22 protein-coding genes are annotated in these 26,067 nt (G+C 62.0%); 14 read left to right on the top strand and 8 right to left on the bottom strand.

Going from position 1 to position 26,067, the window contains the following annotated elements; translation table 11 throughout:
• Positions 1–136: 136 nt before the first annotated feature.
• Entirely contained in the window at positions 137–946 is an 810-nt protein-coding gene (locus M8744_RS05805) for an IclR family transcriptional regulator (protein ID WP_251410857.1), read from the bottom strand.
• Positions 947–1,119: 173 nt separating this feature from the next.
• Between M8744_RS05805 and M8744_RS05800 the strand changes: the two genes are divergently transcribed.
• The 10 genes from M8744_RS05800 (at position 1,120) to M8744_RS05755 (ending at position 13,851) form a co-directional block, all read left to right on the top strand.
• Positions 1,120–2,637, top strand: coding sequence for an ABC transporter substrate-binding protein (locus M8744_RS05800; protein ID WP_251410854.1), 1,518 nt, complete (start codon positions 1,120–1,122; stop codon positions 2,635–2,637).
• A 116-nt stretch (positions 2,638–2,753) separates the two neighbouring features.
• A complete protein-coding gene (locus tag M8744_RS05795) occupies positions 2,754–3,671 on the top strand; it encodes an ABC transporter permease (protein ID WP_251410851.1) in 918 nt (305 codons plus the stop codon).
• Between the two features lie 2 nt (positions 3,672–3,673).
• Complete coding sequence (locus M8744_RS05790; protein ID WP_251410848.1) at positions 3,674–4,576, top strand: ABC transporter permease; 903 nt, start codon at positions 3,674–3,676, stop codon at positions 4,574–4,576.
• 4 nt (positions 4,577–4,580) lie between these two features.
• Positions 4,581–5,576 (top strand): ABC transporter ATP-binding protein, encoded by a 996-nt coding sequence (locus M8744_RS05785; protein WP_251410845.1) that lies wholly within the window; start codon positions 4,581–4,583, stop codon positions 5,574–5,576.
• Positions 5,573–6,577 carry an ABC transporter ATP-binding protein gene (locus tag M8744_RS05780; protein ID WP_251410842.1) on the top strand — a complete coding sequence of 335 codons (1,005 nt, stop codon included), beginning with the start codon at positions 5,573–5,575 and terminating at the stop codon, positions 6,575–6,577. Before M8744_RS05785 ends, M8744_RS05780 begins: the two co-directional genes overlap by 4 nt.
• A 1-nt stretch (position 6,578) precedes the next feature.
• Positions 6,579–8,162, top strand: coding sequence for a gamma-glutamyltransferase (locus M8744_RS05775; RefSeq protein ID WP_251410839.1), 1,584 nt, complete (start codon positions 6,579–6,581; stop codon positions 8,160–8,162).
• Positions 8,159–9,544, top strand: coding sequence for a M20 family metallopeptidase (locus tag M8744_RS05770; protein ID WP_251410836.1), 1,386 nt, complete (start codon positions 8,159–8,161; stop codon positions 9,542–9,544). The genes M8744_RS05775 and M8744_RS05770 overlap by 4 nt, the downstream gene beginning before the upstream one ends.
• 78 nt (positions 9,545–9,622) lie before the next feature.
• Positions 9,623–10,687, top strand: a complete 1,065-nt coding sequence (locus M8744_RS05765; RefSeq protein ID WP_251410834.1) for an AbrB family transcriptional regulator — start codon at positions 9,623–9,625, stop codon at positions 10,685–10,687.
• Between the two features lie 620 nt (positions 10,688–11,307).
• Positions 11,308–13,095 carry a gamma-glutamyltransferase family protein gene (locus tag M8744_RS05760; protein WP_251410831.1) on the top strand — a complete coding sequence of 596 codons (1,788 nt, stop codon included), beginning with the start codon at positions 11,308–11,310 and terminating at the stop codon, positions 13,093–13,095.
• 3 nt (positions 13,096–13,098) lie between these two features.
• Positions 13,099–13,851 carry a DUF1028 domain-containing protein gene (locus tag M8744_RS05755; RefSeq protein WP_251410828.1) on the top strand — a complete coding sequence of 251 codons (753 nt, stop codon included), beginning with the start codon at positions 13,099–13,101 and terminating at the stop codon, positions 13,849–13,851.
• A 111-nt stretch (positions 13,852–13,962) separates the two neighbouring features.
• Here the strand turns inward: M8744_RS05755 and M8744_RS05750 are convergent, their stop codons facing one another.
• The 7 genes from M8744_RS05750 to M8744_RS05720 all read right to left on the bottom strand — a co-directional run bounded on the left by M8744_RS05750 (position 13,963) and on the right by M8744_RS05720 (position 20,577).
• The gene (locus M8744_RS05750) at positions 13,963–14,994 is read right to left on the bottom strand and encodes an ABC transporter ATP-binding protein (protein ID WP_251410825.1); all 1,032 of its coding nucleotides are present in this window, start codon (positions 14,992–14,994) and stop codon (positions 13,963–13,965) included.
• A gap of 3 nt (positions 14,995–14,997) precedes the next feature.
• Entirely contained in the window at positions 14,998–15,846 is an 849-nt protein-coding gene (ugpE, locus tag M8744_RS05745; RefSeq protein ID WP_251410822.1) for a sn-glycerol-3-phosphate ABC transporter permease UgpE, read from the bottom strand.
• A complete protein-coding gene (gene ugpA, locus M8744_RS05740) occupies positions 15,846–16,730 on the bottom strand; it encodes a sn-glycerol-3-phosphate ABC transporter permease UgpA (RefSeq protein ID WP_251410818.1) in 885 nt (294 codons plus the stop codon). Before ugpA ends, ugpE begins: the two co-directional genes overlap by 1 nt.
• Positions 16,731–16,796: 66 nt before the next feature.
• Complete coding sequence (gene ugpB, locus M8744_RS05735) at positions 16,797–18,110, bottom strand: sn-glycerol-3-phosphate ABC transporter substrate-binding protein UgpB (protein ID WP_251410815.1); 1,314 nt, start codon at positions 18,108–18,110, stop codon at positions 16,797–16,799.
• Between the two features lie 345 nt (positions 18,111–18,455).
• Positions 18,456–18,968 (bottom strand): Lrp/AsnC family transcriptional regulator, encoded by a 513-nt coding sequence (locus M8744_RS05730; protein ID WP_251410812.1) that lies wholly within the window; start codon positions 18,966–18,968, stop codon positions 18,456–18,458.
• Positions 18,965–19,825, bottom strand: a complete 861-nt coding sequence (locus M8744_RS05725; RefSeq protein ID WP_251410810.1) for a VOC family protein — start codon at positions 19,823–19,825, stop codon at positions 18,965–18,967. Before M8744_RS05725 ends, M8744_RS05730 begins: the two co-directional genes overlap by 4 nt.
• Positions 19,826–19,866: 41 nt before the next feature.
• Positions 19,867–20,577: an SDR family oxidoreductase gene (locus tag M8744_RS05720; protein WP_252474049.1), complete on the bottom strand. Its 711-nt coding sequence runs from the start codon at positions 20,575–20,577 to the stop codon at positions 19,867–19,869.
• 189 nt (positions 20,578–20,766) lie between these two features.
• Here M8744_RS05720 and M8744_RS05715 point away from each other — a divergent pair, with 189 nt between their 5' ends.
• The 4 genes from M8744_RS05715 to M8744_RS05700 all read left to right on the top strand — a co-directional run bounded on the left by M8744_RS05715 (position 20,767) and on the right by M8744_RS05700 (position 26,066).
• On the top strand, positions 20,767–22,356 hold the full coding sequence (locus M8744_RS05715; protein ID WP_251410804.1) for an ABC transporter substrate-binding protein: 1,590 nt from the start codon (positions 20,767–20,769) through the stop codon (positions 22,354–22,356).
• 229 nt (positions 22,357–22,585) lie between these two features.
• On the top strand, positions 22,586–23,551 hold the full coding sequence (locus M8744_RS05710) for an ABC transporter permease (protein ID WP_251410801.1): 966 nt from the start codon (positions 22,586–22,588) through the stop codon (positions 23,549–23,551).
• Positions 23,548–24,423, top strand: a complete 876-nt coding sequence (locus M8744_RS05705) for an ABC transporter permease (protein WP_251410798.1) — start codon at positions 23,548–23,550, stop codon at positions 24,421–24,423. Before M8744_RS05710 ends, M8744_RS05705 begins: the two co-directional genes overlap by 4 nt.
• Positions 24,423–26,066 (top strand): ABC transporter ATP-binding protein, encoded by a 1,644-nt coding sequence (locus M8744_RS05700; protein ID WP_251410796.1) that lies wholly within the window; start codon positions 24,423–24,425, stop codon positions 26,064–26,066. Before M8744_RS05705 ends, M8744_RS05700 begins: the two co-directional genes overlap by 1 nt.
• Position 26,067: the final 1 nt, after the last annotated feature.

Raw genomic sequence — 26,067 nt, 5'->3', positions numbered from 1 at the left:
CCGCCGGGGAGTGACCGCGACCCACTAGACCGCCAACCGTTTCAGTGGCGCCTGTCTTGGCCGGGGCGACGGGGCAGGGCCCTGGTTTCGCAACCGGCCGGCGCCATGCGCGGCCCGGGGGGCTGCGTTCAACGCGTCACTCGCCGTTTAAAGGACCGGGCGTGCCGCCGCGATAAGGCTGGAATGACGGGGAGATGGCATTCGCCGTATCCTGGAGCTTTGGCAGGATTTCCCGTTCGACCTTTTCTCGGGTCCAGGTATGGGCCGAAACCGAACACTGCACAGCGGCATGGGCGCGACCCTCATGGCCAATGATAGGCGATGCGACGCTGGTTTCGTTCAACAGCATTTGCCCCGACGAGATGGAAAAACCATCCGTCACCGCCTGTTCGATGGTCTGGCGGATCTCGTCTCGGTCGATCGTCGTGCCCGGCGTGAATTTCTGCACCGGCCAGGTCTCGATGGCATGGTTTCGTTCATCTTCGGGAAAGGTCGACAGCATCGCCCGCCCCGCAGCGGTGGACAGTGCCGGAAGGCGGCGGCCTATGATCGTGGCGGCAAAATGCGTGCGCTTGCAGGGCAGGCGGCTGACATAGACGATGTGATCGCCCGACATTTCGGCCAGGTTCACCGTTTCGCCAAGTTCCTGCGACAGGCCGATCAGCTTGGGCATGGCCTGCCCGACCAGCGGATCGGACCAGTAATAGGCATAGGCCAGTTGCAACCAGGCATGAGATGGCCGAAAGCGGCGCGTGACCGGGTCTTTGTCCAGCATCCCTTCGACATGCAGGGTATTGGCCAGGCGTTGGGTGGCGCTTTTGTTCAGGCCGGTGCGCTGCGCCAGCTCGGACAAGGACATATCGGTGTGGCTTTCATCGAATGCCTTGAGCAGCTGCAATCCCTTGGCAAGCGATCCGACGTAAAGTGTATTCTGCTTTGTTTTCATCGGCTTCCTAAAAATTCCTCGTTCACCCCGATCGGAGGGGTTGACGTTGCGCGCCACCTCGGGGTTTAGTTAATCACAATAAAGTGCGGCGTATCATTATTTGATACAACTGTCACCTAGAAACAAAGCGTGCAGACCGCCGTTTTTATCGGACCAACACACGGAGATATCCAATGACCTCATCATGGCTCAAAACCTCAATCGCCAGCATTGCGCTGATCGCCGCCTCGGGCGCGGCCATGGCTGAAAAGGCCAACGATACGCTGCGCGTGGCCTTTACCAAGGAGCTGGAAAATGTCGACAGCTACTTCAACTCGTCGCGCGAAGGCGTGGTGTTGCAGCGCGCGGTCTGGGATGGCCTGATCTACCGCGACCCGGTTACAAATGAATACAAGGGCAACCTGGCCACATCGTGGGAGTGGATCGACGATACCACGCTGGAATTCAAGCTGCGCGAGGGTGTGACGTTCCACAACGGCGAGCCGTTCAATGCCGATGACGTGGTCTATACCGTCAATTTCGTCGCGAAAGAGGAAAACGGCGTCAAGACACAGCGCAACGTGAACTGGATGGAATCGGCCGAGAAGATCGACGACTACACCGTTCGCATCCACCTGAAAGACAAGTTTCCGGCCGCGATCGAATTCCTGTCGGGCCCGGTGTCGATGTACCCCGATGAATACTATGCCGAGGTCGGCCCGAGCGGCATGGGCCTCAAGCCGGTGGGCACCGGCCCTTACGAGGTCGTCTCGGTGGTTCCGGGGCAGCATTTCGTCCTCAAGAAATACGAAGGGTATCACGACAGCCCCAAGGGCGCGCCCGAGATCACCAATATCGACATCCGCACCATTCCGGACGTGAACACCCAGTTGGCCGAGCTTTTCAGCGGCTCGCTTGACTTGATCTGGCAGGTTCCGGCCGACCAGGCCGAGAAGATGAGCGCGATGGACCAGTTCACCGTGATGAACGAATCCACGATGCGGGTTGGCTATCTGTCGTTCGACGCGGCAGGCCGTTCGGGCGACTCGCCTTTCGGCGATCTGCGCGTGCGCCGGGCCATCAACCACGCGATCAACCGCGAAGAGCTGGTGAATGCCCTGCTCAAGGGGAAATCGAAAGTGATCTGGACGCCATGCTTCCCCAGCCAGTTCGGCTGTGTCGAAGAGGCCGCAACCACGTATGAATACGACCCCGAGAAGGCCCGCGCCCTGTTGGCCGAAGCGGGGTATCCTGATGGTTTCGAAACTGAGTTCTATGCCTATCGTGACCGCGAATATGCCGAAGCGATCCTGAGCTACCTCAATGCCGTTGGCATCGACGCTGATTTCAAGTTCCTTCAGTATTCCGCGCTGCGCGAACTGAACATGAAGGGCGAGGTGCCGATGTCTTTCCAAACCTGGGGCAGCTATTCGATCAACGACGCTTCGGCCATGGTCAGCCAGTTCTTCAAGCACGGGTCGCTTGACGACGCGCGTGACGACCAGGTGCTGGCCGACTTGAACGTTGCCGACAGCGCGACCGACCCCGATACGCGGGTCGAGCATTATGCAAAGGCCATCGAACGCATCACCGATCAGGCATATTGGGCGCCGATGTTCTCGTACAACACCAACTACGTGTTTACCAAAGAGGTCGAGTATACGCCCACCGCCGACGAGGTTCTGCGCTTTACCACCATGTCGTGGAACTGATCTGAACCAATTGCCGGGGCAGGGGCCGCATCACGCGGCCCCTGCCTTTGGTTTTCGTTCCCTCCGATCCAACCTGCGCGTGTTCGGCGCGCAGGCGATGACGCAAAGGTACCTCTGTGCTGACATTCATCCTGAAACGATTGGGCCTTGCCGTTCTGGTGGCCTTTACCGTCTCGTTCATCAGTTTCAGCCTGCTTTTCCTTGCCGGTGATCCGGCTGCGGCGCTGGCTGGTGAAACCGCCAGCGGCGAAGACATTGAATCGCTGCGCAAACTTTATGGCTTTGACCGGCCAATGCTGGTGCAATACGGGGACTGGCTGTTTTCCGCCATCCAGGGCGATTTCGGCGAAAGTTACTATTTTCGCCTGCCCGTGGCGTCGCTTATTGCCGAACGGCTCAGCGTGACCATGACGCTCGGGGTTTGCGGCATTTCCTTCGCGTTGCTTACGGCCGTCCCGCTTGGCGTCGCTGCCGCGATCCGGCCCAATTCGATCATCGACCGGGTGGCACTGTTCCTGTCGGTGGCAGGGCAGGCCATGCCCAGCTTCTGGTTCGGCCTGATCCTGATCGTGATCTTCGCGATCCAACTGGGCTGGCTGCCGCCATCGGGTGCCTCGTCCCCCGTACACTTCATCATGCCGACCATCGTGTTGGGCTATTACGCGATGCCGGCGATCATGCGCCTGACGCGGGCGGGCATGCTGGATGTGCTTTCGTCGGATTACATCCGCACCGCGCGCGCCAAGGGCGCTCCCGAGGGCCGCGTGCTGTTTCGCCACGCGCTGCGCAACGCGATCATTCCGGTGGTGTCGCTGGCCGCCGTGCAGATGGGCTTCATGCTGGGCGGCTCGATCGTGGTCGAGTCGATTTTTGCCCTGCATGGCGCCGGCTACCTGGCGTGGGAAAGCATCGCGCGCAACGACCTGCCCACCGTGCAGGCGCTGATCCTTGTATTTTCGATGTTCTACATCGTTTTCACCTTTCTGGCCGACGTTTTGAACGCTTGGCTTGACCCCCGTATGCGGAGCAGCTGAACATGGCGCATATCGATAATACCGATCCCCTGCTGCAAGAGATCACCGGCCCGACACCGGGCCAGATGCTGCGTAAGCGTGTCTTTGGTCACCAGGGCCTGCTGATCGGCGCCGTGGTGTTGATCATCTTGCTGTTCATCGCCATCTTCGCGCCGCTTCTGGCCCCGCATGACCCCTATGCGCAAAGCCTGATGAACCGGATGGAGCCCCCGGTTTTCCTGGGCGGCACGTGGGAGCATCCGCTTGGAACCGACCACCTGGGCCGCGATTACCTGTCGCGCCTGATCTACGGTGCGCGCGTTTCACTGTTGATCGGTGCCGTGGCGGCGCTGATCTCGGGTGTGATCGGCACCGCCATGGGCGTGGCCGCCGGCTATTTCGGCGGGCGTGTCGACATGGTCGTGACCTTTTTGATCAACGTGCGGCTGGCCATGCCCGTCGTGCTGGTGGCGCTGGCCGTCGTGGCCATCCTGGGCGGCTCGCTCCAGGTGGTCATCGTGGTGCTGGGCCTTTTGTTGTGGGATCGCTTTGCCGTTGTCATGCGCGCCTCGACCCTGCAGGTGCGCGGGCGTGAATACGTGGCTGCCGCGCGCGCCATCGGTGCCTCGACACCGCGGGTGATCCTGTCGGAAATCATGCCGAACATCGCCAACAACCTGATTGTCGTTATCACGCTGGAAATGGCCCACGCCATCCTTCTTGAGGCGGCGCTGTCCTTTCTGGGGCTGGGCGTGCAACCGCCCACGCCGAGCTGGGGCCTGATGGTATCGGAAGGCAAGAACATGATGCTGTTCGAACCTTGGCTGGTGCTTATTCCCGGTGCCGTGCTGTTCCTGCTGGTGCTGGCGATCAATCTCATGGGCGACGGTCTGCGCGACGTGACCGCCCCGGAAAACCGGAGCTGAGACAATGGAAAAACCCCTGCTGAGCGTCCGCAACCTGACCATCGACATCCCTGTCGGGGGCGGCACCCTGCACGCGGTGCGCGGTATCGACTTTGACCTGAACCGGGGCGAAACCCTGTGTATCGTCGGTGAAAGCGGGTCTGGTAAATCGCTGACCTCGCTGGCGGTCATGGGCCTTTTGGGCAAGACCATCCGCCGCACCGCCGATCGCATGGATTTCGACGGAACCGACCTGACCCGCGCCAACCCGCGCACCATGCGCAAACTGCGCGGCGCGCGGATGTCGATGATCTTTCAAGAGCCGATGACATCGCTCAACCCGGCCTACACCATCGGCGACCAACTGACCGAGGCATTGTTGCTTCACAAGCCCGTGGGCCGCGAAGCCGCCCGCGCCCGCGCGGTGGAGTTGCTGGAAAAGGTGGGTATCACCGCCGCCGAAAGCCGCCTTTCGCAATATCCGCACCAGTTGTCGGGCGGGTTGCGACAAAGGGTGATGATCGCCATGGCCCTGATGTGCGAGCCTGAACTTATCATCGCCGACGAGCCAACCACCGCGCTTGACGTGACCATCCAGGCGCAGATCCTGCGCCTGCTGTACGACCTGGGCCGCGAGATGAACATGGCGATGATCCTGATCACCCATGATCTGGGCGTCGTTGCCCGTGTCGCTGACAAGGTGGCGGTGATGTATGCTGGCGAACTGGTCGAAACAGGGCCGGCCGCGGATGTGTTCAATACGCCCTCGCACCCCTATACGCGCGGCTTGCTGCGCTGCATTCCGCTGCCGGGCAAGACGGAACGCGGCAGCACGCTTGGCACCATTCCGGGCATCGTGCCATCCTTGGTGGGCGACATCGAAGGCTGCGCCTTTCGCACGCGCTGCCCCTATGCCGAGGCCGCCTGCCGCAGCGAAATCCCCCGTCAGGGTAGCGCGGGCCATGCCTTTCGCTGTATCCACGAAGACGGTAAACGACAGGCTGAGGAGGCCACCGCATGACCCGGCAAAGCACGCAATCCTCTCCGGTGCTCGAACTGCGCAATGTCACCAAGACCTACAAGGTCAAGCAGGGCCTGTTCGGCAAGGCGCGTCCCCTGACCGCTGTCAATGACGTGTCGCTGTCGCTGCCGCGCGGCGAGGTTCTTGGTCTCGTGGGTGAATCCGGCTGCGGCAAGTCCACCCTGGCCAAGATCCTGCTGGGACTTGAAGCCCCGACACACGGGCAGGTCCTGGTGGATGGGGAAGAGATCGGTGCGCAAGACCGGCTTAGCCTTGCGCGGCGCATCCAGCCCATTTTTCAAGACCCCTATTCCTCGCTCAATCCACGCAAGAGCATCTTCGACATCGTGTCGCTGCCGTTGCGCGTGCATGGTGTGGGCGGCCCGCAGGACTGGGAAAAGCAGGTGCGCGAGATCCTTGATATCGTAGGCCTGCCCGCACGAGTGATGAACACCTATCCCAGCCAGATGTCGGGGGGGCAGCGGCAACGCGTGGCGATAGCGCGTGCTCTGATCATGAAGCCCGAGATCGTTATCTGTGACGAGCCGACCTCGGCGCTCGACGTTTCGGTGCAAAGCCAGATCCTGAACCTTCTGGGCGATCTGCGCCGCGAATTCGGCTTGACCTACCTTTTCATCAGCCACGACCTGGCCGTGGTCGAGCATCTGGCGACGCGCGTGGCCGTCATGTACCTGGGTCGGATCGTGGAAGAGGCCGACGTGGCGGGCCTGTTCGACCATGCGCGCCATCCCTACACGCAGGCGCTTTTGAAATCGGTTCTGACGCCCGAACCGGGTTTGGGCGTGCCTGACACCCAGCTTGGTATGGCCTATCCCAACCCGATCGACCCGCCTTCGGGCTGCCAGTTCCATCCGCGTTGTCCCTTGGCCACGGCCCATTGCAAGGCCAAGGCCCCCCGGCCCGTACCCACGCCGCAAGGCTTGGTGGAATGTCACCTGTACGATACGGAAAGTCCCATGTTCGACAACAAGGCTGCCTGAGATGTCCGTGAACCTGTCGCGCACCGCGCAAACCCGCAAAACCGTCATCGAAACCGAACATGGTGTCGTGGCCGCGCAGCACCGCCTTGCGGCGCAGGCCGGGGCCGAGGTTCTGGCCGCCGGGGGCGATGCGGTGGACGCGGCGATTGCCACCTCTTTCGCCATCGGTGTGCTTGAGCCGTGGATGAGCGGCCCGGCCGGGGGTGGGGCGCTGATGCTGTGGCGGGCCGACAGCGGCACCGCGCAGGCGCTGAACTATGGCATGCGCGCACCTGCGGGCCTGGACCCTGCGGACTATCCGCTAACCGGCAAGGGCGTGGCGGGCGACCTTTTCCCATGGGAAAAGGTGGTGGATGACCGCAACGTGCAAGGCGCCACGGCCGTGGCCGTGCCCGGTGTCGTTGACGGCATGGGCCAGTTGCACGCGCGCTACGGCCGGATGCCCTGGGCCGACCTGCTGTCACCCGCCATCGCCTGCGCCCGCGAGGGGCTGTTGGTAGACTGGTATGCCGCGCTGATCATCGCCTCGACCACCCGCGCGCTGGCCAAGGATGCCGATGCGGCGGCGATGTTTTTGGAAGACGGGCAGTGGCCCACGATCAGCGGCTGGACCGCGCTGGCCGAAAAGCGGCTTGATCAGCGCCGCATGGCAGACAGCCTTGAGCAGATCGCCCGCCACGGCGCGCGCGCGCTTTATGACGGTGATCTGGGGGCGGCGATGGCCGCGGATATCCAGGCCAAGGGCGGCAGCCTGAGCCACGAGGATCTGCGCGCCTACCGGGCGCAATTCAGCGATCCCCTGAGCTTCGATTACCGCGATGCGCGTTTCCACGTGGTGCCGGGCCTGACCGCCGGGCCAACCTTTCGCGACGCGCTGGCCGTGGTCGAGAGCAGCGCCCTGGGCGACGCACCCGATGCGGGGGCCTTCAGCGCCTATGCCGACGGGCTGACCCGCGCCTATGCCGACAGGCTGGGCCGCATGGGTGACACCGGCGAAACCGAAACGCACACGGGTTGCACCACGCATTTTTCCGTCGTGGATCGGCACGGCAACATGGTCGCGCAGACACAGACCCTGCTGTCGATCTTTGGCGCGCGGGTCGTGTCGCCCTCGACCGGGTTTCTGATGAACAACGGTATCATGTGGTTCGACCCGGTGCAGGGGCGGCCCAATTCGCTGGCGCCGGGCAAGCGCTGCCTGATGAACGTCTGCCCTGTCCTGGGTGAGACCGGCGACACGCGCTTTGCCTTTGGTGCCTCGGGTGGGCGCAAGATCGTTTCGGCAATGGTGCAGATGGCTTCTTTCGTTGCCGATTTCGGCATGGATGTCGGTGCGGCCTTTCATCATCCGCGCATCGACGTGTCGGGCGGCAAGGCTGTTGTCGCGGATGAAACCCTGCCGCCCGAGGTGATTTCGGCGCTTCAGGCCCATTACCCGGTGCATACCACGCGGCGCAGCCCGTTTCCCTATGCCTTTGCCTGCCCTGCCGGGGTGATGCGCAAAGGCGCGGCCAATAGCGGCTGCACCGAGATAATGTCGCCCTGGGGCGATGCCGTTTCCGAAACTTCGACAGGTTCAAAATGACACGACAAAGCGCGATTGACAGCATTTCCGCCTATTTCGACGACGGGCGGTTCCAGGCCGATCTTGCCGATCTGGTGGCCTTTGAGACCGAAAGTCAGAACCCCGAGCAGGCGCCGGAGCTGGCGCGCTACCTGACGCAGGCGATGATCCCGCGGCTGTCGGCCCTCGGGTTTGAAACGCGGCTCCATGACAACCCCGAACCGGGGGCGGGCCCGATCCTGACGGCCGAGCGGCACGAGGGCGACGAACTGCCCACGGTGCTGACCTATGGACATGGCGATGTCATTCGCGCGCAAACTGATCAATGGCGCGAGGGGTTGCATCCGTTCCGCCTGACCGAAGAGGGCGACCGCCTGTATGGGCGCGGCAGCGCCGACAACAAGGGCCAGCACCTGATCAACCTTGCCGGGCTTGAGGCGGTATTGCAGACGCGCGGCAAGCTGGGCTTCAACTGCCGGGTGGTGATCGAAACCGGCGAGGAAACCGGATCGCCCGGCCTGCACGCCTTTTTCGAGCAAAACAAGGAGGCGCTGCGCGCCGATGTGCTCATCGCCTCGGACGGGCCGCGCCTGCAACCGGAAACGCCCACGATGTTCATGGGATCACGCGGGGGTGTCAGTTTCGACCTGGTGGTTGACCTGCGCGAGGGCGCGCATCATTCGGGCAATTGGGGCGGGCTTCTGGCCGATCCGGCGATGATCTTGGCGCAGGCGCTGTCCACCATCACCGACAAGCGTGGCCAGATCCGCATCCCGGAGTGGCGGCCCGACAGCCTGACCGACGCGGTGCGCGCGGCCTTGCGCGGCCTGCCGATCGAGGGCGGTGACGGCCCTGCCATCGACCCTGACTGGGGCGAAGAAGGCCTGACCCCGGCCGAACGCGCCTATGGTTGGAACAGTTTCGCGGTTCTAGCGATGAAAAGCGGCGTGCCCGAGGCCCCGGTCAATGCCATATCCGCCCATGCGCGTGCCACTTGCCAGCTGCGTTACGTGGTTGGCACCGACCCCGAAGACATCCTGCCCGCGCTGCGCCGCCACCTGGATGCGCACGGGTTCGAGGCGGTACAGATCGTGCCGCATGACCGCGGCTTTTTCCGCGCCACGCGGCTTGACCCCGATCATCCGTGGGTCAAGTTCGTGGCCGCCTCGCTCGAGGAAACCTCGGGGCAGCCGCCGCATGTCCTGCCCAACCTGGCGGGCTCGCTGCCCAATGATGCCTTTGCCGAAATCCTGGGTGTGCCTACCGTCTGGGTGCCTCATTCCTACCGAGGATGTTCGCAGCACGCCCCGGATGAGCATGTGCTCAAACCCGTATGCCGCGACGCGTTGCGGCTGATGGCCGGCGTGTTCTGGGATATCGGCGACGGCAAAAGCCCGGATTGAGCCAATGGGACGAGAGACAGCTCAGCCAAGGCGGCGCAGGCTGTCGCCGCGCCGAACACCAGCCCGGGCCTTTGCGTCATGACCTGGTCAGGCATACTTCGCCGGGTTGTCGTGCTGGTGGCGATATATGTCGGGGCGCTTTTGTTCGGGCTTGTGGCGCATTGGATGCGCTTTCCGCTGCCCTGGATGATCGGGGCGATCGTTTTCGCCTCGACCGTGCGCCTGGCGGACCGTCCTCTGCCGGTGCCAGGGCAGACCCGTCAGATCGGCCAGATCCTGGTGGCCACGTCCGTGGGGTTGTCTTTCACCCCCGAGGCGGTCGGCGCGATGGGCTCGCTTCTGATCCCCATGATCGGTGCGGCTATCCTGACCATCGGCCTTGGCTTTGTCGTGGCGGTCTTCCTGGTGCGGGTGTCGCACATTGATTTCATCTCGGCACTTCTGGCCTCGATCCCCATGGGCCCGGTTGAAAGTGCCACGCTTGCCGTGCGGCACAACGTGCTTCCCGGCCCTGTCGTCTTTGCCCAGACCTTGCGGATCATGTTGCTGGTGATCCTGATCCCGCCCGCGATCGTTGCGCTTGACGGCACGGTCAAGGACCCGGTCGCCGCCCTGAGCCGGATGGAGTGGACGGTTTCGGGCGCGGCGTTGCTGGCCGTCACGGGCGTTGCCGGCGCCTTGGCCGCCCGGGCGGTTCGCCTTGCCAACCCGTTTTTCGTGGGGTCGTTGGGCGGGGCGGCGCTGGCGGCCGCGCTGAGCCTGCCGATCACCGCCTATCCCTATCCGCTTTTGGTGCTGGCCCAGGTCTTCCTTGGGGTCTGGCTGGGCGGTGTTTTCGACCGAGAGCTGCTGCGCCGCGCGCGCGGGTTCATTCCGGGGGCTGTCCTGGCCTCTTTCCTGCTGATCTTCCTGTGTGGCGCGATGGGCGTTGGCCTGACGTGGATCACCGACGAGACTTGGCAGGTCATGCTGCTGTCGACCGCACCGGGCAGCGTGACGGAAATGGCGCTGACCGCGAAAATACTTGAGGATGGCCTGGCGGTCGTCACGGCCTTTCACGTTGTGCGTATCTTTATCATCCTGCCGTTTTCCAGCCCGATCATCGCGCTGACCGCGCGGATGGCCGCCCGCTGGGGCGCGTAGAAAGGTGCCTGAGTGCCGTCTTAGCCGTGCGGCTTTGAAAAAGGGAGTATGGCGCGAATTGGCGCCGCATACCAGGAAAGCGCAAATGCTTGCCAAGCGTCGTGCCCACGTTTCGGGCGGCGGCGAAAATTGTTGGCCCGATGCAGAATTGGCCCCGGACATGGCAACGCCAGGTAGCCCTTGCACCGGGAAGTTGCTGGACGGGGGCGAACCAACCCAAACACCCCGCGCGCCAACAATGAGGCGATGGTAGCGTTTTGGCAGCGACGACTGTTTCGCTGCCCGCGGCGTTGGAATTCCTGGGGCCCTTCATCTTGGCTGCGCAAGTTGTCCTTGCCTTGCGACCAATTTTACGAATGGTTGGACCCATGACAAATTGGTTCCAATGGGTGCGGTATGGCTGATCGCTATTGCGACAACTTGCCTCTCGCGTTGGAGCGCCAGCACCGCGAACTGGTGGATCCCATTGCCGACCATGATCCGGTGCGGCGATGCGGGCGCATCTCGTGTCGCGGTACGCAGGCATTTTGCGCCTGGCGTCGCTGGAGGCGCTCGATGACGCATCATGATCCCTTGCGTGCGCCTCGCCCGCGCGAAAGTTGACCAACCGGAGGAATTGGATGTCTGCCTTTACTACGCGCCCCGAGGTTCTGGGCCGGTTCGGGGTTGTCACCTCGACCCATTGGATTGCATCTGCCGTGGGGATGAAAATCCTTGAACAGGGCGGTAATGCCTTTGATGCCGCGGTGGCCACGGGGCTTGTCTTGCAGGTGCTTGAGCCGCATCTGAACGGGCCGGGGGGCGATCTGCCGGCGATCATCTATTCAAAGGCCAAGGGCAAGGTCGAGGTGATCTGCGCCCAAGGCCCGGCGCCCGCCGGAGCCACGATTGATCATTACAAGGCCGAAGGGCTGGATGTCATTCCCGGCGACGGGTTGCTGGCCACCGTCATTCCCGGCGCGTGGGATGGCTGGATGCTGATGCTGCGCGATTACGGTCGGCTGTCTCTGCGCGATGTGCTGGAGCCTGCGATTTTCTATGCCGAGAAAGGCCACCCGGTTCTGCCGCGCGTGGCCGCGACGATTGCCGGCCTGGGCGATTTCTTTCGCGATGAATGGCCAAGCTCGCATGATACGTGGCTGCCGGGCGGTGTCGCGCCGGACCCGTGGGCCAATGTCACCAATCCCGCGTTGGCGGCAACGTGGAGGCGTATCCTCGCCGAAGCCGAGGCAAAACAGGGCCGCGAGGCGCAGATAGACGCCGCGCGCGATGCCTTCTATCGTGGGTTCGTGGCCGAGGAAATCGCGAATTTCCTTGCCAAGGCCGAGGTCATGGATGCCTCGGGCGCAAGGCACAGGGCCGTGCTGACGGCCGATGACCTGGCCGGTTATGCTGCCCATGTCGAAGACCCGTTGACCTATGACTACCATGGATGGACGGTGGCGAAATGCGGGCCATGGACGCAAGGCCCGGTGCTGTTGCAGGCATTGTCGTTGCTCAAGGGGGTCGACATGGGTGCGATGGACCCGAATGGCGCGGATTTCATCCATCATGTCGTCGAGGCCAAGAAGCTCGCCTATGCGGATCGGGAGGTATATTATGGGGACCCCGAGTTCACCAATGTGCCCTTGGACGTTCTGTTGTCCGACGGCTATGCCGACGCGCGTCGCCAGTTGATCGGCACCAGTGCCAGCATGGAACTGCGTCCGGGCAGCGTGCCCGGATTTGACGATCAGGCCGAGAAAACGATGGCCATGCTGGGCGCCTTCAGCCGCACGGACGAGGCGGTTTACGAACCGACGATGGCGCACCTGTCGGAAAAGAAGGGCGACACCGTCCATGTCGACGTGATCGACAGCGACGGCAACATGGTGTCGGTGACACCTTCGGGCGGGTGGTTGCAATCGTCGCCCACCATTCCGGGGCTGGGCTTCTGCCTGAATAGCCGTGCGCAGATGTTCTGGCTGGAGCAGGGGCTGCCCACATCGCTTGAGCCGGGCAAGCGGCCACGCACCACGCTGACGCCGTCGCTTGCGATGAAAGACGGGGTGCCGCAACTTGTATTCGGCACGCCGGGAGGCGACCAGCAGGACCAGTGGCAGTTGGTGTTCTTCCTGCGCTACGTCCATCACAAGATGAACCTGCAAGAGGCGATCGACGCGCCGCTGTTCCATTCGTCGCATTTTCCGTCCAGCTTCTACCCGCGCTCGCGCCAGCCGGGGATGATCATGGCCGAGAAAAGTTTTGGCGCCGACGTGCTGAACGATCTTCGCGCGCGCGGCCACCTTGTGACCGAGGCAGACCCCTGGACCGTGGGGCGCCTGACCGCCGCAGGGCGCGACCCCGATGGCCTGTTGCGCGCAGCGGCCACCCCGCGCCTTATGCAGGCTTATGCTGTAGGACGTTGAGGCATGACATATTCCATCGTTGCACGTGACCCCGCCACCGGCCATCTGGGCATCGCCGTTGCCAGCCGGTTCTTTGCTGTCGGCGGGTCGGTGCCGTTTCTGAAAGGGCGGGTCGGCGCGATTGCCACACAAGCCTTCGTAAACCCGACATTTGGGCCGGATGCCTTGCGCCTGTTGGAGGCCGGCGCCCCGCCGGATGCGATCGTGCCGATCCTGCGTGACCGGGACAACGGGCATGCCAACCGCCAATTCCACCTGGTCGACGCCCAGGGGCGAAACGCTGCCTTTACCGGGGATGACTGCGTTGACTGGTGCGGGCATTGCGTGGCCGATGGTGTATCGGTGGCGGGCAACATGCTGGAAGGCCCCGCGGTTATCGACGATACGCTGGCCACCTACCAGGCGGCCATGGACAGGCCGCTGATCGAACGGCTGCTTGTCGCGATGCAGGCTGGCGAAGATGCGGGCGGCGACAAGCGCGGCAAGCAATCCGCCTGCCTGGTGGTCTGTCGCGATCAGGATTACGCTTGGCTCGATATCCGCGCCGATGACCATGCCGACCCGCTGGAGGAGTTGCGCCGTCTTTACGCTGTGGCGCAGGAACGGTTCCTGCACTTGGCCGAAACCATGCCGACGCGTGAAAACCCCCATGGCATGATGGACCGCCGCCCCATCGACGCTACCATCGAAAGGCTTGAAGCCGAACGGGTCGCGGCTGGGCGGCCCACCGCGTCGCACATGGTCAACAAGGGTTGAGCCGGTATCGAGGGGCTTTCCCTGCGGGCGCCCCAAGGCGTTGGTCGTTCGCGCGGACGCGATCATGCCATGATCGCGCCCGCTTGCCTTGGCCGATGCTGCAACCCCGTTTCAGGCCGACCTTGTGCGCCCGTCGCGGTCAAAGAAACGCAACGCGCCTGCTTCGACGGCGACCTTGATTTCGGCGCCGGCATCAAGGGCCAAACCATGCCCGCTGCGCATGATCAGCTTGTCCGCGCCCATCTTCAGGTGAACAAGGGTTTCGGCGCCCAGCGGTTCGACCAACGTGATCGTGGCGGGTATGCCGTTGTCACCGATTGACATCAACTCGGGGCGGATACCGACATGGCCCAGGTCGTCGGGCACGCGGGCCTCTTGCGCAAGGAACGCGCGCGCGGCCTCGCCGGTGACGGGCAGCACGTTCATTGGCGGCGCGCCGATGAACTCGGCAACGAAGGTGCTGGCGGGATTGGCATAAAGTTCCATCGGTGTGCCGATCTGCTCGATCCGTCCGGCGGACATGATGACGATGCGATCTGCAAGGCTCATCGCTTCGATCTGGTCATGGGTGACATAGATGAAGGTGGCGCCCAGGCGTTTGTGCAGGTCTTTCAACTCGGCCCGCAACTGGGTGCGCAGCTTGGCATCGAGGTTCGAAAGCGGCTCGTCGAACAGGAACACCGACGGCTCGCGCACGATGGCGCGGCCCATGGCAACGCGCTGACGCTGACCGCCCGAAAGGGCGCTGGGCTTGCGATCAAGATAGGGTTCAAGCTGCAAGAAGCGCGCGGCCTCGGCAATGCGAGCCTCGACCTCGGGTTTCGGCATGCCCTGGTTTCTCAGCCCATAGGCCATGTTGCCCCGCACGGTCATGTGCGGATAAAGGGCGTAATTCTGGAACACCATGGCGATGTTGCGGTCGCCCGGTTCGACCCCGTTCACCGAACGATCGCCGATCTGCACGTCGCCATCGGTGATTTCTTCCAGCCCGGCGATCATGCGCAGCATGGTGGATTTGCCGCATCCAGACGGGCCCACCAGCACGATGAACTCGCCATCCGCGATCTCGAAGCTTGCGTTTTCGACGGCGCTTACGCCACCCGCATAGGTCTTGCCCACACGGTCCAATTTCAGATTTGCCATTTGTTATTTCTCGCTTTCGACAAGGCCCTTGACGAACAGGCGCTGCATGACCAGCACGACCAGAACTGGCGGGATCATTGCAAGAATCGCCGTGCCCATCGTGTAGTTCCAGATCGGAACCCCTTCGCCCACGTTCACCATGCGCTGGATGCCCATGACGACGGTGTAGAGGTCTTGATCGGTGGTGATGAGGAAAGGCCAGAGGTATTGGTTCCAGCCATAGATGAACAGGATGATGAACAGGGCCGCGATATTGGTGCGCGACAGCGGCAGCAGAATATCCCAGAAGAACCGCAGGGGGCCCGCGCGGTCGATGCGCGCGGCCTCGACCAGCTCATCCGGGATGGTCATGAAGAACTGCCGGAACAGGAAGGTTGCCGTGGCCGAGGCAATCAACGGAATGATCAGGCCGGGATAGCTATTGAGCATTCCAAGGCTGGCCACAACGTCGTAGGTGGGCAGGATACGCACCTCGACCGGCAGCATCAGCGTGGCGAAGATCAGCCAGAAGAACAGCATGCGGAACGGAAAGCGGAAATACACGATCGCAAAGGCCGAGATCAGCGAAATCGCGATCTTGCCAACGGTGATCCCCAGCGCCATGAACAGCGAGTTCAGCATCATCGTCGATAGTGGCACACCGCCCGCGGCGGGCACCCCTTCGCGCAGCAGTTGACTGTAATTCGCGAACCCCTGGTCGCCGAACCACATGGGGATCGGCGAGCGTTGCAGCGCCTCGCCCGGATGGGTGGATGCGACCAGCGCGACCCAGACGGGAAAGCACAGGAAGACGATACCGGCAATCAGGACCACGTGGGTCAGAATGGCGGCGAGTGGACGATTTTCGACCATCAGTATTGCACCTTCCGTTCGATGAAGCGGAACTGGACAACGGTCATTGCAATGACCAGCACCATGAGAATGACCGACTGCGCCGCCGATGAGCCGTAATCCTGCCCGACGAAGCCCGTGGAATAGACCTTGTAAACAAGGATCGAGGTCGCGTCGGCCGGGCCGCCATTGGTCGTGGCATGGATGATCGCGAACGTGTCAAAGAACGCGTAGACCAGGTTCACCACCAGCAGAAAGAACGTCGTTGGCGACAGCAGCGGGAACACGATCGTCCAGAACCTGCGCGTCGGGCTGGCCCCGTCGATTGCCGCGGCTTCGATCAGTGATTTCGGGATGGATTGCAGCCCGGCAAGGAAGAACAGGAAGTTGTAGCTGATCTGCTTCCAAGCGGCGGCGATGATCACCAACAGCAACGCCTGGTTGCCGTTGACGTAATGGTTCCAATCCACGCCGAAGGTGCCTTCCAGCATGTAGGCCAGAATACCGAGCGAGGGATTCATCATGAAATACCACAAGACCCCGGCCAGCGCGGGGGCGACCGCGTAGGGCCAGATCAGGAAGGTCCGGTAGGCGGTTGCAGCTTTCAGCACGCGGTTGGCGGCCACGGCCAGCGCCAGGGCCATGCTCATCGACAGGAACGTGACGGACAAACCGAATACCAGCGTTGTCCAGAAGCTGCGTAGATAGCCCTTGTCGGCGAACAGGCGTGTGAAGTTTTCGAACCACACGAAGTTGCGCGAAAAGCCGAACACGTCCTCGACGAAGAACGAGGTCTCCAGCGCCTGATAGGCAGGCCAGATGAAGAAGATCAGGGTTACGGCAATCTGGGGCGCCACCAGAAGGTAAGGCAGCCAGCGATTGCGAAAGACGACACGTTTCTGCATGGTGATCCAAGAATAAAAGTGACCGGCCGGGATGCCCGACCGGTCTTTGCAAGGTCCGTCGACGGTTTAGCCGGCGGTGGCTTCGAAGCGGCGCAGCAGTTCGTTGCCGCGCTCGACAGCCGCGTCCATTGCTTCCTTGGCGGTCTTGTTGCCCGACCAGACGGCCTCAAGCTCTTCGTTGATCACGTCGCGGATCTGGACGAAGTTGCCAAAACGCAGGCCGGCGCTGTTGGCCGTCGGTTCGTTCAGCGTAAGCTGCGAAATCGCCACGTCGGTGCCGGGGTTTTCGGCGAAGAAGCCGCGCTCTTCCATCAGCTCGGCCGCGGCCAGCGTGATCGGAACATAGCCGGTCGCCTGCGCCCAATCTGCCTGCTGTTCGGTGCCCGACAGGAAATCAAGGAACTGCGCGGTGCAGGCATATTCAGGGTCTTCATGCCCCTGAAGCACCCAAAGCGTCGCGCCGCCGATGACTGAGTTCTGGGGCTCGGACCGCACGGCCGGGTCGTAGGGCATCGGAACCTGGGTAAACTCGAAATCCTCGATATCGGCCTTGAAGCCGCCGAAATACCCTGACGAGTTGATCCACATTGCCGCTTCGCCGTTGACGAATTGCGGACGGGAGTCACCGCGACGACCACCATAGGTGAACAGGCCCTCTTCGGCCATGTCGGCCAGGCGCTGGATATGGCCAACAACGTGGTCGTTGTTGATTGTCAGTTCGGTGTCGGTGCCACCAAAGCCGTTCGACTTGGTGCCGATCTGCAGGTCGTGCCAGGCCGAGAAGTTCTCGATCATGGTCCAGCTCTGCCAGCCCATACCGAAGGGCGAGGGAACGCCAGCGGCTTTCAGCGCGCGGGCGGCTTCGACAACGCCATCCCAGGTGGTCGGGATCTCAAGACCGTTTTCCTCGAACACGGTCTTGTTCACCCACATCACGGGGGTCGACGAGTTGAAGGGCAGCGACAGCAGGTTGCCGTCGGTATCCGAGTAGTAGGAAATGACGCCGGGCAGGTAATCGGACTCGTTGAACTCGACGCCCTGATCGGCCATCAGCTGGTGCACGGGGTAAACCGCGCCATTGTCGGCGGCTGACATCATGGTGGCGGTGCCGACCTCGAACACCTGCACGATATTGGGCTGCTCGCCCGCGCGGAATGCCGCGATCGCCGCGGTCATCGTTTCGGTGTAGTTGCCCTGGTAGACCGAGTTCACGGTGCAAGTGTCTTGGAGGCTGTTGAAGGTGGTCGCGAAGGCGTCGGTGCGCTCGCCCAACTGGCCGCCCATGGCATGCCAGAACTGGATCTCGATGCGCTCTTGTCCCTGGGCGGCAACGGCGCTCAGGGAAATGGCCGCAGCCGTGGCAAGGAGTTGCGTTTTCATGTATTTCTCCATCATCTGCAAAGCGACACCGGCCTGCGCGCAATTGCTGCGCGCCAGTCCCAAGTCGCTGGTCGTTTCCGCCTAATGCGCGATTGTGAAGGCCAGCCAAAACTTATGTGTCGGTTTCATGAACTTTGCAGGGCCGTGGCCGATCATGGGCGCAGGGGGCGCGGTGCCGCGCCCGCCGGGGCGGCGCCATGGCCCGGATGGAATTCGGATTGCTGGTTGGGTTCCTGCAGGCGGCCCGCCGGCATAACGCCCGACATTCCCTTGCAGCAGGGCCAAGGGCGTTACGGCGCAGCCGCGCCCCACAAGGGGAGCGCACCCGGACTGCGCTGAAGCGTGTCACAGGTATTTCGTCGGGATCGCCGTTGTGAACTTCAGCTCTTCCATCGAGATCATCGAGTTGACCTGGCTGAATTCAAGCCGTTCGATCATCTTCTTGTAGACGGTGTCGTAAGTGGTGATGTCGGGTACCACCACTTTCAGGATGTAATCCACCGTGCCCGTCAATCGGTAGGCTTCGACCACCTCGGGGATCTCGTCTATCAACTCTCGGAATTGCGTCAGCCATGACATTTCGTGACGGGGCGTGGATACGCCGATGAATACCGTCATCGGCACGTTGGCCCGGCTTTGATCGACCAGCACGACGCGTTTCTTGATCACGCCCGCTTCTTCCATGCGCTTGATCCGCCGCCAACAGGGCGTCGCAGACAACCCGACCTCTTCCGAGATCGTCGTCAGCGGGGTGTCACTGTCGTGTTGCAGGATTTCCAGAATACGCTGATCTATCTCGTCGAAGGTGATGGTTTCCGCGGGTTTCGATCCGGTTTTCCTGGGCTTGGGTGAACTCATGCCGTGACAAACTCCACGATTGTTCCGGATGTATGCTCGGGTGCAACCGCCAGCCCCAGCGCGGTTTCAATCGGCGTAATTCCGGCCTTTTCCAGGCAGGCGCGCAGCGCGGTCATGTCGGCGACTTTTACTCGCATTGCCGTGAATGCGCCCTTGGGCGTGCCCGACAAGTCGATGCCGGGATAGATCTCCGCCATGGCATCGCGCGACATCAGCAGCAGCGGCGCCGAATTGGGGCCGGTCGCAACGGTGTAAACCTTGCCGTCATCGCTGACCTGTCCGTCGGCCCAAAGCCGTGCGAACCTTGCGGCATCGGCTGCCGGGTCGGCGGAGATCGCCAATATGCCCCCCAGCCCGCAGGCGGTGTTGGCATGGCTCAGCAATTCGGGAATCCAGACGGTATCGCGTGTCTTGTGCTGGCACATGAACACGGTTCCCAGCGGCACCTCTTCGGGGGTGAAGGCCACGGTTGAAAACGCGGCCTCGCCGGTACCACCACCTGGCAGCGGCACGGGCCGTGCAAAGCTGCCAAGCCCGTGGGTCGCAATACCCAGGGCTTCCAACTCCTGCGCAGCCTTTTCGGCCGTGTCGATCCGGCAGGCGATCGCGTGAAGCCCTTCACCCATGTCATCCAGCATCTTTCGGCGCGGCGCATTCATTTCCGTCGGTTTGATAAGGCCCAACAGCTCGAAATAATCGTCCGGGAACATGATCGTGTAGTTTGCCGATCCCTTTGCCTCGGAATGCAGGCCGCGTGGCGACAGGGTGAATCCCAGCGCCGCGAACTGTTCCGCGGCCTTGTCGAGATCTTTCACCAACGAGAAACAGTGATCTATGCCTTTGACGGGATGAGACATTTGGAAATTCCTTTTCAACTGTGCGCGACGCGCCGGCGCGATCAGTGGCGCACGGGGGCCAATACGATTTCGTGGATGGCGACAGAGGGGTTCATACGCGCCACGTAAAGCGCGGTCTCTGCCATGTCTTCGGGTTGGATCATTCCTGCCAGCCGCGAGGTGTCAAACGCCGGGCGCTTGGACAAGAGCGGGGTGGCAACCTCGGCCGGACACAGCGCCGTGGACCGGATGCCATTTGCGCCCTCTTCGCCGTTCAGGCTGGCGGATATGTCTGACAGCGCGTGTTTTGATGCACCATATGCCACGCCGGATACCGACGAATGGAAACGCCCCGCCCAACTGGACGTGTGGATCATGATGCCGTTCTTTTGTGCGCGCATCACCGGCAGGCAGGCCCCGATCACGTTCAGCGCGCCGGTGACATTCACCTCGAGCACCCGATCCCAGCTTTCCCAGTCCAACTCGGCCCATGTGCGTTTCGTGATGTTCACCCCGGCATTGTTGCACAAGACATGCAGCCCACCACCCCAGTCGGCGATCTGCCCGGCCAACCCGGCCATCGCCTTACGGTCGGTCACATCGCCCGGTACGATCAGCGCCCTGTCGCGATCGGCAAGCGATGCGGCGACATCTTCCAGGCTGTCGCGGTTTCGCGCCGTGAGTGCCACGTTGTAGCCAGCCCCGGCAAAGGCACGTGCCATGGCCGCGCCAATCCCGGAACCTGCGCCTGTTATCCACACGGTTTGCCGCATTTTATACCTCCGTTTTCGCCTATACCGGGTTTTCTATACCAATCTTTAAACAGAAGAGAGGAATTTTTTCCAAAAAACAACATTAATATAAAATCAAGTTGACATGCGACATTCTGTTCCGCACCCTTGCAACCCTATAGCAAGACCTCGCGCCTTCGACGGGGTTTGCAACCGACCGGGAGTGATAGAATGAAACTGAAACTCAGAAGTCTGGGTTTGGCGCTTGCCAGCACCGCAGCTGTGACCATGGCTTCGCAGGTCATGGCTGAAGAGGTCAAAAGGGGTGGCACGGCCGTCGTGCACATGATTTCGGAGCAACGCATCCTTAATCCTGCGCTGCGGGCCTCCACCGGCGTCTACAACATATCTGGCAAGATCGTCGAACCGCTGATCGACAAGAGCTATGATGGGTACGAGCCGGTTCTCGCAACAGACTGGTCGTCCTCTGACGATGGCCTGGCGATCACAGTCAAGTTGCGCGAGGGCGTCAACTGGCATGATGGCGAGCCTTTCACCTGTGATGATGTCGCGTTTACCGCGATCGAGATGTGGAAGAAGCTGCTGAACTATTCGTCGGCGTTGCAGGCCAGCCTTGAAAGCGTGGATTGCACCGATCCACACACGGCTGTTTTCAACTATTCAAAGCCGATGCCGCTGGACCTGTTCGTGGCGGCCATGCCCGACCTTGGTCATCCGATGCCAAAGCACCTGTATGAAGGCACGGACATCCTGAAGAATGAATACAACACCGCGCCCGTGGGCACCGGCCCGTTCAAGTTCGTTGAATACGAACGCGGCCAGTACGTGTTGGCCGTGAAGAACGAAGATTACTGGCGCGAAGGGTACCCTTACCTGGACCGCATCGTATGGCGCTTCATCAAGGACAAGTCGGCTGCCGCTGCAGCGCTGGAAGCTGGCGAAGTTCACGAATCCGGCTTTATCGGCGTGTCGATGGCCGACGTGGAGCGCCTGTCGGATGATGACCGTTTCGATGTTGGCACCGATGGCTACGAGAACAACGTTGCCCACTCGACCGTCGAGTTCAACCACCGCAACCCCATCCTGGCCGATGTGAAGGTTCGCCAGGCGATGTATCATGGCCTGGATATCGACTATGCGATCGAGACCATCATGCGTGGCTTTGCAAAGCCGGGCCGCGGCCCCGTGCCCAGTGCGGGCGGTGCGAACTATACCGACGACGTGCCAACCTATGAGTATGACCCCGAGCTGGCAAAAACCATGCTGGACGAGGCGGGCTATCCCGTCACCGACAGTGGTTATCGGTTCAAGTTGCGCCACCGTCCGGCGCCTTGGGGCGAATATACACAGCTTTGGGCCGAGTATTACGCGCAGGCGATGCGCGAGATCGGCATCGACGTGGAAATCCTGACGAACGATGCGCCGGGCTTTTTGAACGGCGTGTACCGCGATCATGATTTCGACACGGCCAATGGTTGGCACCAGTTCCGGTCCGACCCTGCGGTTTCGACGATGGTCTGGCTGCGCTCGGGGCAACCCGCGGGCACACCCTGGAGCAACCAGTTCGGCTGGCAAAGCGACGAGATGGACCAGATGATCGACGACGCGGCATCCGAGCTGGACCCGGAAAAGCGCGCGGAGATGTATCACGAGATCCAGGCCAAGGCGATGGAAGAGCTGCCGGTGATCTTCGCGATCGAGCATCCCTTCATCTCGGTCACGTCCAAGAAGTTGAAGAACCACCACAACACGCCACGTTGGAATTCTTCCAGCTGGTATGATCTGTGGCTTGACGACTGATCAGACAGCGGCCGGGCCTCCTTTGCGGGGCCCGGCCACCTCTGGCCGGTGCCTGATCATCCCTTGGCTTGCTGCGCTGCGGTTCGATCGTAGCCGGCAAAAGCCGTTTGGGCGGATGTGCACATAAGCCCGGCAACAGCGCGCCGCCGCGTTCTTTCGATTCAATGATGACGTTACACGACTTCAACCTGCGAAAGCTTGCCCAATGAAACTGCGAATTCCACCAATCATGATCTACGCGCTGCGCCGGTTGATACAGGCCGTGCCGGTGATCGTGCTGATCATGATCGGTACCTTTCTTCTGCTGAAACTGGCCCCCGGTGACACGGTGGATGCACTGGTCGGCGACATGGGTGGCGCCGATGCCGAGTTCATCGCGCGGCTGCGCGCGGAATACGGGCTGGACCAGCCGGTGTGGGTGCAGCTTTGGCGCTACATGCTCAAGCTGGCGACCTTCGATTTCGGGTGGTCCTTCGTCTATGAGCAACCCGTCGCCACGATCCTGCTGGATCGGCTTGGAACCACGTTGTTGCTTATGGCCACGTCGCTCAGCTTTGCCTTTACCATCGGCATTGCCCTGGGCGCCATCGCTGCACGGCGCGTCAATTCGGCCACCGACAACCTGATCTCGACACTTGGCCTGGTGTTCTATGCAACGCCCAGCTTTTTCCTGTCGCTGATGATGATGCTGCTGTTCTCGGTGAAACTGGGGTGGTTGCCCGTGGGCGGGATCAAGACAATCGCCGGGTTCTACACCGGCTGGGATCATGTGTTGGATGTTGCGCGCCACCTGGTGATGCCGACGGCGGCACTGTCGTTGATCTATCTCTCCTTCTACCTGCGCCTGATGCGCGCCTCGGTGATCGAGGTGGCAGATCTTGACTACGTGCGCACCGCCCGCGCCAAGGGGGCGGGCGAGTGGCGTTTGATGATCCACCACATCATGCGCAATGCCCTGTTGCCGGTCATCACGCTACTGGGGCTGCAATTCTCGACCGTTCTTGGCGGATCGGTCGTGGTGGAAACCATCTTTACCCTGCCCGGGCTGGGGCAGCTTGCCTATCAGTCCGTCGTGCAGCGCGACATGAACACGTTGATGGGGATCATCTTCCTGTGCTCCATCATCGTCGTTGTCGTCAATTTCCTTACCGACCTGCTTTATGCACGTCTTGACAGCCGGATCGAACTCGCATGACCACGCTTGACACTGACCTGCGCCCGCCTCAACCGCCGCGGCTTGTCGTTTTCTGGCATCGCTATCGTCGCAACCGGGCGGCGCTGCTGGGCCTGTTCCTGTTTGCCATCGTCGTTCTGATGGCGCTGACCGCCGGATTGATCGAGCCGGGCGACCCGCTGCGCCGCGCCGGGCCGCCGCTGACCCCGCCATTCGTGGACATGGCGACCCCGCTGGGCACCGACCAGCTTGGCCGCGACATCCTGGCGGGCATCTTTTACGGCGCCCGGATCTCGTTGCTGATCGGTGTGGCGGCGACGCTGATCTCCATCGCCATCGGCGTGGTGATCGGCGCCTTGTCAGGCTATTTCGGCGGCTGGGTCGATGATCTTCTGATGCGCATCACCGAGGCGTTCCAGACCATCCCGAACTTTGTTCTCTTGCTGACGCTGGTGGCCATCCTGGGGTCGAAGATCGAATGGATCACGCTGGCCATCGGCCTTGTCAGTTGGACCGCGCCGGCCCGCATGGTGCGCGCCGAATTCATGTCGCTGCGCGGGCGTGAGTTCGTGGATGCTGCCCGCAATCTGGGGGTGACGAACACATCGATCATCTTCAAGGAAATCCTGCCCAACGCCTTGCCGCCCATCATCGTCTATGCGTCGGTCATCATGGCGCTGGCGATCTTGCTGGAAAGCGCGCTGGCGTTTCTCGGGCTTGGCGATCCCAACTATGCAAGCTGGGGCAACATGATCGGGCAAGGCCGCGCCGTTCTGCGCACCGCGTGGTATTGTGCCGCCATCCCGGGCATCGCCATCGTTCTGACCGTGCTGTCCTTTTCGCTGCTGGGCGAGGGGCTGAACGACGCACTTAACCCGAGGCAGAAAAAGTAATGACCAACAATACACCTGTTCTCGAGATCCAGGATCTTACCGTTGCGCTGCCCAAGGGGGCAGATCGGCCTTTCGCGCTAGAAGGGCTGAACCTGACGGTGAACTCCGGTGAAATCGTCTGCCTCGTGGGTGAGTCCGGCTCTGGCAAATCCTTGTCAGCCGGCGCGGTGATGCGCCTGCTGCCCGAGCCGGACGTGCACGTGGCGGCCGGCTCCATCCGGTTCAACGGCCAAGACCTTCTGGCCATCTCCGAAACCGAGATGAAAGCCATTCGCGGCAACCGGATTTCCATGATCTTCCAGGAGCCGATGACGGCGCTGAACCCGCAGAAAACCGTGGGGTGGCAGATTGACGAAGTCTTGCGCCTGCACATGAAGGGCAACAGGGCCGCGCGAAAGGCCCATGCGATTGAAATGCTCAACCGGGTTCATATCCCCGACCCGGTATCGGCCTACAATGCCTACCCGCACCAGATTTCCGGCGGGCAGCGTCAACGGGTGATGATCGCGATGTCGTTGTGCCTGTCCCCCAGGTTGATCATCGCGGATGAACCGACAACTGCGCTGGACGTGACTACGCAGCTGCAGATTCTCAAGCTGATCCGCGAATTGCAGGAACAGGAAGGGGCGGGTGTGTTGTTCATCACCCATGATTTCGGCGTCGTCGCCGAGATCGCCGACAAGGTCGTCGTGCTGCGCCAGGGCGAAATGGTGGAACACGGCCCGGCAGCCGAAGTTCTTAATAGTCCGCAGCATCCTTATACGCAGGCGCTTATCGCGTCGGTTCCCGCGCTGACCCCGCCACCCGCAAAGCCGGTTTCAACCATGCCCGTGGTTCTGAAGGGCACCGGCCTGAACAAGACCTTTGCCGCACGCGGCGGGCTGTTGTCGGGAAAACGCAAGGCCGTCACCGCGGTAAAAGACCTGAGCTTTCACCTGCACAAGGGGGAAACCTTGGGTGTGGTCGGCGAGTCCGGGTCAGGCAAGACCACCGTGTCGCGAATTGTTACCCGCTTGCTTGAGGCCGATTCCGGCGCGGTAGAGGTGGACGGTACTGACCTGTTGGCCTGTTCGCCGCGTGAACTGCGCGCCATGCGCAAGGAAATTCAGATGGTGTTCCAGGACCCGATGGCATCGCTGAACCCGCGCAAACGCGTGGTCGACCTGATCGCGCAGGGCCCCATCGCGCATGGGGAAAAACCCGAAAAAGCGCGCGCACGGGCCCGCGACCTGTTGGAACTGGTCGAGCTGTCGCCCTCGGCCGCCACCCGGTTCCCGCATGAATTCTCGGGCGGGCAGCGGCAACGCATCGGCATCGCGCGGGCCTTGGCGATGGAGCCCAAGGTTATCGTGGCCGACGAACCCGTGTCCGCGCTGGATGTCAGCGTGCAGGCGCAGGTTTTGAAACTGTTGGCCGATTTGCGCGACCGGATGGATCTGTCGTTGCTGTTCGTCACCCACGATCTGCGGGTTGCCGCGCAATTGTGCGACCGGATCATCGTGATGCAGAAAGGCGAGATCGTGGAGCAGGGCGAAACCGCATCGGTATTTGCCGATCCTAAGCACGAATATACCCAGAACCTGCTGTCCTCCATTCCCGGGCGTGACTGGACACCGCCGACGCGCAACACGGATGCCGCATAAG

Origin of the sequence: Lutimaribacter degradans, from assembly GCF_023703375.1 — a bacterium.
Lineage (GTDB): Bacteria > Pseudomonadota > Alphaproteobacteria > Rhodobacterales > Rhodobacteraceae > Lutimaribacter > Lutimaribacter degradans.
Note: the sequence above shows the minus strand (reverse complement) of the source record. Positions and strands in the feature narration are given on the sequence as shown.

Bases quoted from the DNA above. Each gene is read 5' to 3' on its own strand.
- M8744_RS05805 (WP_251410857.1), bottom strand. From the start codon at position 946: ATGAAAACAAAGCAGAATACACTTTACGTCGGATCGCTTGCCAAGGGA.
- M8744_RS05800 (WP_251410854.1), top strand. From the start codon at position 1,120: ATGACCTCATCATGGCTCAAAACCTCAATCGCCAGCATTGCGCTGATC.
- M8744_RS05790 (WP_251410848.1), top strand. From the start codon at position 3,674: ATGGCGCATATCGATAATACCGATCCCCTGCTGCAAGAGATCACCGGC.
- M8744_RS05785 (WP_251410845.1), top strand. From the start codon at position 4,581: ATGGAAAAACCCCTGCTGAGCGTCCGCAACCTGACCATCGACATCCCT.
- M8744_RS05780 (WP_251410842.1), top strand. From the start codon at position 5,573: ATGACCCGGCAAAGCACGCAATCCTCTCCGGTGCTCGAACTGCGCAAT.
- M8744_RS05775 (WP_251410839.1), top strand. From the start codon at position 6,579: ATGTCCGTGAACCTGTCGCGCACCGCGCAAACCCGCAAAACCGTCATC.
- M8744_RS05770 (WP_251410836.1), top strand. From the start codon at position 8,159: ATGACACGACAAAGCGCGATTGACAGCATTTCCGCCTATTTCGACGAC.
- M8744_RS05765 (WP_251410834.1), top strand. From the start codon at position 9,623: ATGACCTGGTCAGGCATACTTCGCCGGGTTGTCGTGCTGGTGGCGATA.
- M8744_RS05760 (WP_251410831.1), top strand. From the start codon at position 11,308: ATGTCTGCCTTTACTACGCGCCCCGAGGTTCTGGGCCGGTTCGGGGTT.
- M8744_RS05755 (WP_251410828.1), top strand. From the start codon at position 13,099: ATGACATATTCCATCGTTGCACGTGACCCCGCCACCGGCCATCTGGGC.
- M8744_RS05750 (WP_251410825.1), bottom strand. From the start codon at position 14,994: ATGGCAAATCTGAAATTGGACCGTGTGGGCAAGACCTATGCGGGTGGC.
- ugpE (WP_251410822.1), bottom strand. From the start codon at position 15,846: ATGGTCGAAAATCGTCCACTCGCCGCCATTCTGACCCACGTGGTCCTG.
- ugpA (WP_251410818.1), bottom strand. From the start codon at position 16,730: ATGCAGAAACGTGTCGTCTTTCGCAATCGCTGGCTGCCTTACCTTCTG.
- ugpB (WP_251410815.1), bottom strand. From the start codon at position 18,110: ATGAAAACGCAACTCCTTGCCACGGCTGCGGCCATTTCCCTGAGCGCC.
- M8744_RS05730 (WP_251410812.1), bottom strand. From the start codon at position 18,968: ATGAGTTCACCCAAGCCCAGGAAAACCGGATCGAAACCCGCGGAAACC.
- M8744_RS05725 (WP_251410810.1), bottom strand. From the start codon at position 19,825: ATGTCTCATCCCGTCAAAGGCATAGATCACTGTTTCTCGTTGGTGAAA.
- M8744_RS05720 (WP_252474049.1), bottom strand. From the start codon at position 20,577: ATGCGGCAAACCGTGTGGATAACAGGCGCAGGTTCCGGGATTGGCGCG.
- M8744_RS05715 (WP_251410804.1), top strand. From the start codon at position 20,767: ATGAAACTGAAACTCAGAAGTCTGGGTTTGGCGCTTGCCAGCACCGCA.
- M8744_RS05710 (WP_251410801.1), top strand. From the start codon at position 22,586: ATGATCTACGCGCTGCGCCGGTTGATACAGGCCGTGCCGGTGATCGTG.
- M8744_RS05705 (WP_251410798.1), top strand. From the start codon at position 23,548: ATGACCACGCTTGACACTGACCTGCGCCCGCCTCAACCGCCGCGGCTT.
- M8744_RS05700 (WP_251410796.1), top strand. From the start codon at position 24,423: ATGACCAACAATACACCTGTTCTCGAGATCCAGGATCTTACCGTTGCG.